Below are 12,554 nucleotides of genomic sequence, written 5' to 3'. Positions count from 1 at the left end.
TCACGAATGAAACAACCGATCAAGGTCATGACGATTTTCGGAACGAGGCCGGAAGCTGTCAAAATGGCTCCCTTAGTACTCGAATTTCAAAAGCACCCAGAATTTTTCGAACCTATAGTTGCTGTAACGGCACAGCATCGACAAATGCTAGATCAAGTTTTGGACTTGTTTTCCATCGTTCCCGATTATGACTTGAATATAATGAAGGAAAGGCAAACGTTAGCGGATATTACAACCAGGGCTTTAAGTGGGCTTGATTCCGTAATGAAAGAAGCCAAACCCGATATTGTTCTGGTACACGGTGATACCACCACAACTTTTGTTGCGAGCTTAGCCGCCTTTTATAATCAAATCGTCATTGGACATGTGGAAGCGGGGTTGCGTACGTGGAATAAATATTCCCCTTACCCTGAAGAGATGAACCGCCAATTAACGGGCACGATGGCTGACCTTCATTTCGCACCGACTGCCAAAGCGGAAGAGAACTTGTTGAATGAAAACAAGAGAGGCAATATCTTCGTGACCGGTAATACGGCAACGGATGCTTTGAAAACGACGGTTCGCTCCACGTATTCCCATCCGGTTTTAACTGGGTTGGGCAAAGACAGGCTTGTTTTACTGACGGCTCATCGTAGGGAAAATCTAGGAGAACCGATGCGCAATATCTTCAGGGCCGTTAAAAGAATCGTGGCGGACCATGAAGATGTTCAAGTGGTTTATCCAGTACACTTGAATCCTGCTGTACAAGAACTTGCCAATGAGATTCTCGGCGATCATCCCCGTGTCCATTTAATTGAACCGCTGGATGTTTTGGATTTTCATAACTTTGCTTCCAGAGCGTATTTGATTTTGACGGATTCCGGGGGGATTCAAGAAGAGGCCCCTTCACTAGGGGTCCCTGTCCTTGTATTGCGGGATACGACTGAACGTCCTGAAGGAATCAACGCGGGTACCTTGAAGCTGGCAGGAACGGACGAGCGGACAATTGTACAAATGGCGCATGAATTGCTGAACGATCCCGAAGAGCACGAAAGAATGTCAAAGGCCTCAAATCCATATGGTGACGGAAACGCATCAGCCCGGATTGCTGAAGCGGTCCGATACTATTTCAAGCAAATAAGTGAACCACCAACAAGATTTGAATAATAAAAAAGGAAAAGCCAATATCCAAGGGCTTTTCCTTTTTTTATTGTATACTCCTCAATCGTTGAGAAGAAGATAATGGGGAAGGAGGGTGCATTAAAATGAGAGCAATCATTATAGGTATATTTATATTTATTTTTTTATCCACATTCCCCCTTCCGATTGAAAGGGGAGTGGCGTCTGTCATACTGCCCCCACTACCCAAAACGGCTGAATCCCAAAAAGTTAGGGCTGTTGTCACGACGGATCGACCGCTAAGCAATAGGGAGATTATAAAGGTACTTTCTAAATATCCATCATTGAATCTGCGCAATGTTTTTACGGTCGCCCTTGACGGATTTTCCGTACAAGGGAACAGGGAGGAGGTTAAGCGGCTTTGGAAGGAAGATCATATTCAAGCTGTTTCGGAAGTGTCGAAATATCATCCGGCGCTTGATGAAAGTGTCCCATATATTGGCGGCGATCGGGTAAGGAGCTTCTTCGATCAGAAACATCGTCGCATAACTGGAAAAGGAGTGAAGGTCGGTATTATCGATACGGGAATGGATTATACCCATCCGGATTTACAGCATGCGTACAGAGGCGGAAAGGACTTAGTGGATGACGATTCTGACCCGATGGAGACAATGAATCAGGGGGAAATGAACACGATTCATGGAACTCATGTGGCTGGCATCATTGCCGCAAATGGCAAGATGAGGGGAGTGGCCCCGGAAGCTGAAATCTATGCTTACCGTGCATTAGGACCTGGCGGGGCAGGAGATACTGAGCAAGTTTTGGCGGCCGTCGAGTCGGCCATCAAGGATAAAGTCGATGTTTTGAATCTTTCTCTTGGGAATGACATCAACGGACCTGATTTACCGATTTCACTTGCACTAAATAAGGCGGTGGAATCAGGAATTGTTGCTGTCACATCCAATGGTAATTCAGGTCCGGCCGTATGGACGGTCGGATCACCCGGAACGGCGGAGAAAGCGATATCCGTCGGGGCCTCGACTCCTCCTTTGAAAGTGCCTGTTATGGAATACGGGCTTGGTTCAAACCACTATCAATCAGATTTAACCTTGTTGCAAGGGTCAAAAAAATGGAATCTGACCTTTTCGGAAGATATCATGTATGGAGGTATTGGGGAGGAAAGTGACCTAAAGAGGGTGAAGGATAAGATTGTTTTAATGGAGCGCGGAGTACTCACTTTTCAAGAAAAAGCGACCAATGCTGAGAAGGCTGGGGCCAAGGGCGTCATCATCTTTAATAATACAAATGGTATGTTCACCGGTAGCCTAGAGAAAGAGATGAGAATACCAGTTGCTTCTATTAAAAGAAAAGATGGGTTACGCCTTAAAAAGGAATTGGAAGGTCAAGCACATGGAAAAGTTCACTTTGTAAACAAGAAGGAACAAGATAGGCTGGCTGATTTTAGCTCAAGAGGTCCTGTGACGGTGTCATGGGATATTAAGCCAGATGTGCTTGCCCCAGGAGTGGAAATCACGAGCACAATTCCAAAAGGGTACATGGCTCTAGCGGGAACGAGCATGTCCGCTCCGCATGTAGCCGGAGCATGTGCACTTATCTTGCAAAAGCACCCGAACTGGACACCCGAACAAGTGAAGTCTGCATTGATGAGCACGTCCAAGCCATTAAGTAAATCCGTTCAGCATTTGTATCATACCTATGAGCAAGGGGCAGGGCGAATCCAAATTGATGAAGCGATAAAAGCGGATACACTCTTATACCCGAGTTCCTTATCATTTGGAATGTACACTAAAAGGGATGGTATCGAGGAGCACCAACAAGCATTGATTCTTGAAAATACAGGAAAGAATAAAAAACGGTACACGATGATCGTTCCTTTACAAGAAAAAGGGCTGAATTGGGATTTGCCACAATCCCTTACTTTAAACCCTGGGGAAAAGAAGGAAGTGCAATTGGGGCTTCAAGTAAGTCCAGAGAAACTTAGTAAGGGTGTGTATGATGGCTATCTCTTCATAATGGAAGGTAATAAGAAAATATCGCTCCCTTATTTATATGTAAAAGAAGAGCCCGATTACCCAAGGGTGATGGGATTTGAATTCGGAAAAGGAGATCAAGCCAGCACGTACCGTTATGAAATGTATCTCCCTCGTGGAGCAGAGGAATTCGGGATTGCACTCTATGAGGCAGATAGTCTGAGATTTGCGGGGTTCATGGATTGGTCCAGACCAGCTTCATCCGGTATGACGAAAAAAACCATTTTCAAAAAGGATTTACCACCCAATGGAGTGTATAAAGCGATTATCTTTGCGAGGAGGGGAGGAAGGGAAGATCGGATAGAAAAGACGTTACTTATTGAGTGAACATGACAGATGTGTAAAATAAAACTGATGTCAATAGTCAAAAAAAGATATTCTGTGAACAATTCAGTAATATTTACAAACCTGTGACAAATTTCACTAACGACACATTGACATTGATTCTAGCCTATTGTATGCTAACTAAGGATGTAAAATGAGAGGGTTTTCAAATGCCCGACATGCAGAATTTTACAGCATGGATTTTTTTTCTATCCTCCACCAAATTCAACCGCGAGGATGCAACTTTGCATCAAAAGAATTGCCTTCCTTTATGGCAGGGGCTGTTGTTTTGATGTCAGCGATTCTTTCTCAACTAGTCGGATCTTTTGTCAATCCATTTCACCTTCTAAGGGAAATGAATGGACGAACTATGATTCGAACCGCTGCAATTATAATAATTGGCCTTCTTTGTGAACTTGCGTCAGTTAGTTTACAAGCAATGCTCCATTCAGTACGAAAATATTTCTCAGGAGATTAAATGTAAAATGCCAGAAATAAAAATCATGTTCAACAGGCAGAGTAAATATATAGTTTATCTTCTGGCGGTTTATGTTGTTGGATGGGGACTTACGAGTTACCAAGCCGTGTTTGCGGGGCTTATACTGGGTACGATTTTGAGTTTATATAATTTATGGCTGATCAATCAAAAAATCAAGAAATTCAGTCGAGCGCTTGATGAGGGCAAAAAAGTCAAATCTCTTGGTACATTGACACGAATGGCATCCGCAGGTTTTGCGGTACTCGTTGCATTGGAATATCCGGAGCATTTTCATCTGATTAGTGTTGTATGGGGATTAATGACAGCTTATATTGTCATTTTTATAGATTTTTTCATCCAATTAATACGTCGATAGCGGGGAAGAGAGGTGAATATAGTTGAATCATGAAGCACCCTTACATGAATTTATGGGTCTAACCTTTAACTTAAGTAATGTCCTAATGATAACGATAGCAAGCCTGGTTGTATTTATCCTTGCAGTAATTAGCACACGCAAACTTGCGATGAAGCCAACTGGCATGCAGAATTTCATGGAATGGATTATGGATTTCGTTAAGGGTATTATCAATAGTAACATGGACTGGAGAACAGGTGGTCAGTTTCAACTGCTTGGTATGACTTTGCTGATGTACATTTTTGTGTCCAATATGCTCGGTCTTCCATTTGCAATTAGTTACGATGGTGTCCTTTGGTGGAAATCACCAACAGCCGACCCAGTTATCACATTGACTCTTGCAGTCATGGTCCTAGGTTTAACGCATTATTATGCTATAAAAATGAAAGGCGCGAAGGGTTATTTCAAAGCTTATAAAAACCCAATGACTTTCGTAGAGGAATTTACCAATTCCTTGACACTTGGTCTGCGTCTGTATGGTAATATTTATGCTGGTGAGGTTTTATTAAGTCTATTAGCTGGTTCTTTAGCTATGAGTGGAGCTCTAGGTTTTGTCGGAGCGATCGTTCCTACTTTAGTATGGCAAGGCTATAGTATTTTCGTCGGCAGTATCCAAGCATTTATCTTTGTTACGTTAACAATGGTTTATCTGTCTCATAAAGTCAGTGACGACCATTAATTATAAGTTCATTTTGAACTGAAATAATAAAATTTTGATACAATTTTAAGGAGGATATTTATAATGACAGGTTCAGTAGGTCTTCTTGCAGCAGCAATCGCAATTGGTTTAGCAGCACTAGGTGCTGGTATTGGTAATGGTCTTATCGTTTCAAGAACAGTAGAAGGTATCGCTCGTCAACCAGAAGCTCGCGGTATGCTTCAAACTACAATGTTCATCGGGGTAGGTTTAGTTGAGGCGATGCCTATCATCGCAGTAGTTATCGCATTCATGGTATACGGTAGTTAATAGAACCTTTAAAAAGTTCAAAAATGGCGAAGTTCGTTCCATGTGAACCTTCGCCTTTCCTTTATGTCCACAATCCTGTTTTAATACATTTTAAGAGCACAGTTTTCTAAAAGTTCATTTATAAATGAACGCTTAAGAAGTGAAACTCGTGAAGGGAGTGAACCAAGCGTGTTAACAAGCAGCTTTGTACTTGGGTCATCAACTGCCGGCTTCAATGGCGGAGATATGATTTTCCAATTAGTTATGTTTATTATTTTGTTAGCGTTGCTGAAGAAATTTGCATGGGGTCCTCTAATGGGCATCATGACTCAACGTGAAGAACACGTTGCAAATGAAATTCAAGCAGCTGAAGCTAGCAGACAAGAAGCACTTAAATATTTAGAAGAACAACGTGAGATCGTTAAGCAATCTCGCACTGAAGCTGGACAACTTATCGAAAATGCAAAACTTCAAGGTGAAGCGCAGCGTGAAGATATCGTGAAACAAGCACGTCTTGAGGCTGATCGTGTGAAAGAATCAGCGAAGCGTGAAATCGTACAGGAAAAAGAAAAAGCCATCAATGCATTACGCGAGCAAGTGGCATCTTTATCCGTTCTTATTGCTTCTAAAGTAATTGAAAAAGAACTATCTGAAGCTGATCAAGAGCAATTGATTAATGAATACATTCAAGAGGCAGGAGAAGGTAAATGAGCGATATAACAGTAGCAAAACGTTATGCCGTTGCCCTTTTCCAAATTGCGAAAGAGCAAAATCTCATTAACCAACTTGAAGCTGAACTTCGCGTAGTGAATGAAGTTTTTACAAACGATAATGAGCTATTAAGCTTTTTAGCTCATCCTAAAATGACTAAAGATGCTAAGCGTACTGTACTTATCAATGCTTTTACAAGCATTTCTCCTTCCATTCTAAACACTGTACTGTTAATGGTAGAACGTCATCGTACAGATGAAGTACCTGCCATGGCACAAGAGTTTATAGAACTTGCGAATGAAGAAAATTCAGTGGCAGACGCTACAGTCTATACAGTACGTCCATTAACTGAAAACGAAATGGAAGCTGTGTCTTCATCTTTTGCTGCAAAAATCGGCAAAAAACATTTACGCATCACTAATGTTACGGATAGCAATATTCTTGGCGGCATCAAACTTCAAATCGGTAACCGTATTTATGACGGAACGATTAGCGGTAAGCTTGATCGCCTAAGCAAACAACTATTAGGTTAATATTCACAGATAGGGGTGAAATTCATGAGCATCAAAGCTGAAGAAATCAGTGCGCTGATTAAAAAGCAGATTGAAAACTATCAGTCGGAAATTAAAGTAAGCGATGTAGGTACAGTTATCACTGTTGGTGATGGTATCGCTCGCGTTCATGGTTTAGATAATGCAATGGCTGGGGAGCTCTTAGAATTTTCTAATGGTTCAATGGGATTAGCACAAAACCTTGAGCAAAATAACGTAGGTGTTGTTATTCTTGGACCTTTCAGAGATATTCAAGAAGGCAGTGAAGTACGCCGTACGGGCAGAATCATGGAAGTACCAGTTGGAGAAGAATTAATCGGACGTGTTGTAAACCCGCTTGGACAACCTATTGATGGTCTTGGTCCAATCGCTACTACAAAAACTCGCCCAATCGAAAGTCCTGCTACAGGTGTTATGGACCGTAAATCCGTTCATGAACCACTACAAACAGGTATTAAAGCAATCGATGCTCTTGTTCCAATCGGACGTGGACAACGTGAGTTAATCATCGGTGACCGTCAAACTGGTAAAACATCAGTTGCAATCGATACAATCTTGAACCAAGCTGACCAAGATATGATCTGTATCTACGTAGCTATCGGTCAAAAAGAATCAACAGTTCGTGGAACAGTTGAAACACTACGTAAGAATGGTGCTCTAGATTACACAATCGTTGTATCTGCATCAGCTTCTCAACCAGCTCCACTATTATACCTAGCTCCTTATGCTGGTGTAACTATGGCTGAAGAATTCATGTTCTCAGGCAAGCACGTTCTAGTGGTTTACGATGATCTTTCTAAACAAGCATCTGCATACCGCGAACTTTCCTTGCTGCTTCGCCGTCCTCCAGGTCGTGAAGCATTCCCAGGGGATGTATTCTACTTGCATTCACGTTTACTTGAGCGTGCTGCTAAATTGAACGACACTTTAGGTGCTGGTTCAATCACTGCACTACCATTTGTTGAAACACAAGCAGGCGACATTTCTGCATACATTCCAACAAACGTTATTTCCATCACTGATGGACAAATCTTCTTACAATCTGATTTGTTCTTCTCAGGTGTACGTCCTGCGATTAACGCTGGTCTTTCCGTATCACGTGTTGGTGGATCTGCGCAAATTAAAGCGATGAAAAAAGTTGCCGGTACATTACGTCTTGACTTGGCTTCTTATCGCGAATTAGAAGCATTCTCTCAATTCGGATCTGACCTTGATGCTGCTACTCAAGCTAAACTTAACCGTGGTGCTCGTACAGTTGAAGTTCTTAAACAAGATTTGAATAAACCAATTAAAGTAGAAAAACAAGTTATGATTTTCTACGCATTAACAAAAGGCTTCCTAGATGATATTCCGGTTTCGGATATCCTTCGTTTCGAAGAAGAATACTATGTGTTCCTAGATCGTTCTCATCCAGAATTATTAGATCACATTCGCACAACAAAAGGTCTTCCTGAAGACGCTGCTATGGTTGCTGCTATTAACGAATTCAAAAAGAACTTCGTTATTTCTGAATAATAAGGTCTAAATAATTTTTAAAGGGTGGTGAGAATGAATGGCCTCTTTACGCGATATTAAGTCTCGGATAACTTCAACGAAAAAGACGAGTCAAATTACAAAAGCGATGCAAATGGTATCCGCTTCAAAAATGAACCGTGCGGAAGCTAATGCTAAAGCATATGTTCCATATATGGAAAAAATTCAAGAAGTAGTATCTAGTATTGCGAACGGAAGCGCGGATGCATCTCATCCAATGCTTGCCAAGCGTCCAGTGAAGAAAACCGGTTACCTGGTGATCACATCGGACCGTGGTTTGGCAGGGGCATACAACAGTAGCGTCCTTCGTCAAGTTCATAAAACAATTCTTGAACGCCATAAATCCAATGATGAGTTTGTCATTATCGCAATCGGAAGGGTTGGCCGTGATTTCTTTGTCAGCCGTGGCATGCATGTAGAGCTTGAAGTAATCGGTGTTCCTGATCAGCCGTCTTTCGCTGACATCAACACACTTGCTAAATCGACAGTGAATTTGTATCTAAATGAACTGTGTGATGAGCTTTATATGTACTATAACCATTATGTCAGCCCAATCCAACAGGACGTAACGGAAAAGCAAGTCCTTCCGTTATCGGACTTTGATACTTCCAATGCTCAATTGACATCCTATGAATTTGAACCGAATGCGGAAGAAATTCTTGAGGTTTTACTTCCTCAGTACGCTGAAAGTTTAATTTATGGTGCATTGTTAGATGGTAAAGCAAGTGAGCACTCTGCACGTATGACAGCAATGAAAAATGCAACCGACAATGCGAAAGAATTGATCGATTCACTTTCATTGCAATATAACCGTGCACGTCAAGCCGCAATCACTCAAGAAATTACCGAAATTGTCGGTGGCGCAGCTGCTTTAGAATAGATGTAATGATGGGGGCGGTCCGGCGGACGATGCTTGGCCGTTCCATAAATATGATAGTCGTTATAAGCAACGTAAGGAGGGAAAACGATGAATATAGGACGCGTTACTCAAGTTATGGGTCCGGTTGTTGACGTGAAATTCGAAGACGGACAACTTCCTAAGATCTATAACGCGTTAAGAATCGAAAATAAAGCGTCTGGTACAGGACTAACTCTCGAAGTAGCCCTTCAACTAGGTGATAATACAGTTCGTACTGTTGCAATGTCTTCCACGGACGGTTTAACTCGTGGTGCAGAAGCACTTGATACAGGAGCACCGATTTCCGTTCCTGTAGGTGATGTAACTCTAGGTCGCGTTTTCAACGTATTAGGGGAAAATATCGATCTATTTGATCCACTTACAGCAGATGTACGTCGTGATCCAATTCACAGACAAGCACCAACTTTTGAGGAACTTTCAACACAAGTTGAAATCCTTGAAACTGGTATCAAAGTAGTAGATTTACTTGCACCTTACATCAAAGGTGGTAAAATCGGTCTCTTCGGTGGAGCCGGTGTTGGTAAAACTGTACTTATCCAAGAACTTATTAACAACATCGCCCAAGAACACGGTGGTATTTCCGTATTCGCTGGTGTAGGTGAGCGTACTCGTGAAGGGAATGACCTTTTCTACGAGATGACTGACTCTGGTGTTATTAAGAAAACAGCGATGGTATTCGGACAAATGAACGAGCCACCAGGTGCACGTATGCGTGTAGCTCTTAGTGGTTTGACAATGGCTGAATATTTCCGTGACGAACAAGGACAAGACGTTCTTTTCTTCATCGATAACATCTTCCGTTTCACTCAAGCAGGTTCTGAGGTTTCTGCCCTACTAGGACGTATGCCTTCAGCGGTTGGTTACCAACCTACCCTTGCTACAGAAATGGGTCAATTACAAGAGCGTATCACTTCAACTAATAAAGGTTCTGTTACATCTATCCAAGCAATTTATGTACCTGCCGATGACTATACGGATCCGGCTCCAGCTACAACTTTCGCTCACTTAGATGCAACGACTAACCTTGAACGTAAACTTTCTGAAATGGGTATCTACCCTGCGGTTGATCCATTGGCTTCTTCTTCTCGTGCGCTTAGCCCAGAGGTTGTTGGAGCAGAGCACTATAATGTTGCTCGTCAAGTACAATCAACATTACAGAAATATAAAGAACTTCAAGATATCATCGCAATCTTGGGTATGGATGAATTAAGCGAAGACGAGAAAGTAATCGTTGCTCGTGCTCGTAGAATCCAAAACTTCTTGTCACAAAACTTCCACGTGGCTGAACAATTTACTGGTCAAAAAGGTTCTTACGTACCAGTAAAAGAAACAGTTCAAGGATTCAAAGATATCCTAGCTGGAAAATATGACGAGCTTCCTGAAGATGCATTCCGTTTAGTTGGCCGTATCGAAGAAGTTATTGCTAAAGCAAAAGAAATGGCTTAATTAAGGGAACTAGGAGGTAATGAAATGAAGACCATTAAAGTCAATGTTGTTACTCCCGATGGCCCAGTATATGAAGCAGAAGTTGAAATGGTAAGCACGAAAGCTAAAAGTGGTGAGCTGGGAATTATGGCTGGACACGTTCCAACCGTAGCTCCCCTTACTATCGGTGCTGTTCGTCTTAAAAATGGAAACAACACAGACTATGTAGCTGTAAATGGTGGCTTCCTAGAAGTTCGCCCTGATGTGGTAACCATTTTAGCTCAATCTGCTGAAAGAGCTGAAACTATCGATCTTGCACGTGCTCAAGCAGCAAAAACACGTGCAGAACAAAGATTGCAGAACAATGATGGATCTAATGACTCGAAAAGAGCTAATTTAGCACTTAAACGGGCTGTAAACCGGATTCAAATTGCAGAAATGCGATAAATTTCAAAGAAAAAGCACCCCACTTTCCACTTGGAAAGTGGGGTGCTTTTTTATGTTTTAGCAAAAGGCCACATTGAATTAATCGGTTGTCACATCATGTAGTATGATGTTGACAAGTATAAAAAATTATCGGATTTGGAGGAAAAGTATTTCCCTATTTGATTCGCTGAGCCATGACACTGCGTTTTACGGAATGTTATAATGTATACGCTTACATTTATTGGATGTAGTCTCGGAATATCAGATTGCTTCTAAAAAAAGGTGTACCCGCATACTTTTTTAAAACGGGGTTACTTACCTAAAATGAAGACAAGTGTACCATTTAAACATGATTCTTCTATAAAGGGTGATGGACATGGGACAGCTGCATATTTACCAAAATAATTATTTAATTGTATTCGTTTTTCTCAGCTTAGGAATCTTACTTCCACTAGTGGCACTATTTCTTGGAAAGCTTCTTAGACCAAATAAACCGAATGAGATGAAATATACGACCTACGAAAGTGGAGTGGAACCTTTTCAGGACTCCAGGGTTCAGTTCAATGTCAGGTATTATTTATTTGGATTGATGTTCGTCATCTTTGATGTAGAAACCGTTTTTCTTTATCCTTGGGCGGTTGCATATGATGAATTGGGATTGTTTGCTCTGATTGAGATGCTATTTTTTGTCCTTATCCTATTGTTAGGCCTAATTTATGCTTGGAAAAAGAAGGTGTTAAAGTGGAATTGAAATTAGATAACCTTACCCGTGAAGAAATGGAAGAAATGCGTCAAAGTGTCTTTTTATCCACGCTTGAGCAAGTAAAGGCGTGGGCTAGAAGCAATTCATTATGGCCAATGACTTTCGGGCTCGCATGTTGTGCCATTGAAATGATGGGGGTGGGATCCTCCCATTATGATTTGGATCGATTTGGTTCCTTTTTTCGTACTTCACCGAGACAATCGGATGTCATGATCGTTTCTGGCACAGTGACGAAAAAAATGGCCCCTATTTTAAGGCGCCTATATGACCAAATGCCAGAACCGAAATGGGTGATTGCAATGGGATCCTGTGCAACGGCTGGAGGCCCATATGTCCATTCCTATTCAGTGGTTAAAGGGGTAGACCAGATTGTGCCCGTTGATGTTTATATTCCTGGGTGCCCTCCTAATCCGGCAGCACTGATTTACGGAATCAATAAATTGAAAGAAAAAATCAGATATGAAGCCAAAACCGGAAAGCGGGTGATTTAAATGAGTGATGAGCAAGACTTAGCTCAGCAGAAAAAGGAGGCCGCGGCAAAAGCGAAAGCAGCAGCCCTGGCCCGAAAGCAGGTAAAAGAGAGTGGATCAGAAGCAGAAGGGGACAACCTAGATATAGCGAAGCAGAAGGCAGCCGCCGCGGCAAAAGCGAGAGCAGCAGCCCTGGCCCGAAAACAGGCAAAAGAGAGCGGAACAGAAGGAAGAGAAGAAGACAACCTAGATATAGCGAAGCAGAAGGCAGCCGCCGCAGCAAAAGCGAAAGCAGCAGCCCTGGCCCGAAAACAGGCAAAAGAGAGCGGAACAGAAGGAGGAGAAGAAGACAACCTAGATATAGCGAAGCAGAAGGCAGCCGCCGCGGCAAAAGCGAGAGCAGCAGCCCTGGCACGAAAACAGGCAAAAGAGAGCGGAACAGAA

At 42.2% G+C, this 12,554-nt stretch carries 13 protein-coding genes and 1 pseudogene; all 14 read left to right on the top strand.

Going from position 1 to position 12,554, the window contains the following annotated elements; all coding sequences use genetic code 11:
- The first annotated feature begins 6 nt into the window (after positions 1–6).
- Positions 7–1,146 (top strand): non-hydrolyzing UDP-N-acetylglucosamine 2-epimerase, encoded by a 1,140-nt coding sequence (wecB, locus tag ACIQXH_RS14120; RefSeq protein ID WP_402870325.1) that lies wholly within the window; start codon positions 7–9, stop codon positions 1,144–1,146.
- A gap of 98 nt (positions 1,147–1,244) precedes the next feature.
- A complete protein-coding gene (locus tag ACIQXH_RS14115; protein ID WP_402870328.1) occupies positions 1,245–3,476 on the top strand; it encodes a S8 family serine peptidase in 2,232 nt (743 codons plus the stop codon).
- Positions 3,477–3,958: 482 nt separating this feature from the next.
- Complete coding sequence (locus ACIQXH_RS14110) at positions 3,959–4,327, top strand: ATP synthase subunit I (RefSeq protein WP_402870330.1); 369 nt, start codon at positions 3,959–3,961, stop codon at positions 4,325–4,327.
- A gap of 22 nt (positions 4,328–4,349) precedes the next feature.
- Entirely contained in the window at positions 4,350–5,045 is a 696-nt protein-coding gene (gene atpB, locus ACIQXH_RS14105) for a F0F1 ATP synthase subunit A (RefSeq protein WP_402870331.1), read from the top strand.
- Between the two features lie 63 nt (positions 5,046–5,108).
- Positions 5,109–5,333, top strand: a complete 225-nt coding sequence (gene atpE, locus ACIQXH_RS14100; RefSeq protein ID WP_402870332.1) for a F0F1 ATP synthase subunit C — start codon at positions 5,109–5,111, stop codon at positions 5,331–5,333.
- Positions 5,334–5,501: 168 nt separating this feature from the next.
- Positions 5,502–6,023 (top strand): F0F1 ATP synthase subunit B, encoded by a 522-nt coding sequence (atpF, locus tag ACIQXH_RS14095; protein WP_402870335.1) that lies wholly within the window; start codon positions 5,502–5,504, stop codon positions 6,021–6,023.
- Positions 6,020–6,556, top strand: a complete 537-nt coding sequence (locus tag ACIQXH_RS14090; RefSeq protein ID WP_402954879.1) for a F0F1 ATP synthase subunit delta — start codon at positions 6,020–6,022, stop codon at positions 6,554–6,556. The genes atpF and ACIQXH_RS14090 overlap by 4 nt, the downstream gene beginning before the upstream one ends.
- Positions 6,557–6,580: 24 nt before the next feature.
- Entirely contained in the window at positions 6,581–8,089 is a 1,509-nt protein-coding gene (atpA, locus tag ACIQXH_RS14085) for a F0F1 ATP synthase subunit alpha (protein ID WP_402870337.1), read from the top strand.
- Between the two features lie 37 nt (positions 8,090–8,126).
- Positions 8,127–8,987: a F0F1 ATP synthase subunit gamma gene (locus ACIQXH_RS14080; RefSeq protein WP_402870340.1), complete on the top strand. Its 861-nt coding sequence runs from the start codon at positions 8,127–8,129 to the stop codon at positions 8,985–8,987.
- 87 nt (positions 8,988–9,074) lie between these two features.
- A complete protein-coding gene (gene atpD / locus ACIQXH_RS14075) occupies positions 9,075–10,472 on the top strand; it encodes a F0F1 ATP synthase subunit beta (protein ID WP_402870343.1) in 1,398 nt (465 codons plus the stop codon).
- A gap of 24 nt (positions 10,473–10,496) precedes the next feature.
- A complete protein-coding gene (locus tag ACIQXH_RS14070) occupies positions 10,497–10,898 on the top strand; it encodes a F0F1 ATP synthase subunit epsilon (RefSeq protein WP_402870346.1) in 402 nt (133 codons plus the stop codon).
- A gap of 355 nt (positions 10,899–11,253) precedes the next feature.
- Positions 11,254–11,628, top strand: coding sequence for an NADH-quinone oxidoreductase subunit A (locus ACIQXH_RS14065; RefSeq protein WP_402870349.1), 375 nt, complete (start codon positions 11,254–11,256; stop codon positions 11,626–11,628).
- A 26-nt stretch (positions 11,629–11,654) separates the two neighbouring features.
- A complete protein-coding gene (locus ACIQXH_RS14060) occupies positions 11,655–12,131 on the top strand; it encodes a NuoB/complex I 20 kDa subunit family protein (protein WP_402871312.1) in 477 nt (158 codons plus the stop codon).
- Positions 12,132–12,554, top strand: a pseudogene (locus ACIQXH_RS14055) (NADH-quinone oxidoreductase subunit C); the annotation flags it as partial.

Origin of the sequence: Peribacillus sp. NPDC097225, from assembly GCF_044761955.1 — a bacterium.
Taxonomy (GTDB): domain Bacteria; phylum Bacillota; class Bacilli; order Bacillales; family DSM-1321; genus Peribacillus.
Note: the sequence above shows the minus strand (reverse complement) of the source record. Positions and strands in the feature narration are given on the sequence as shown.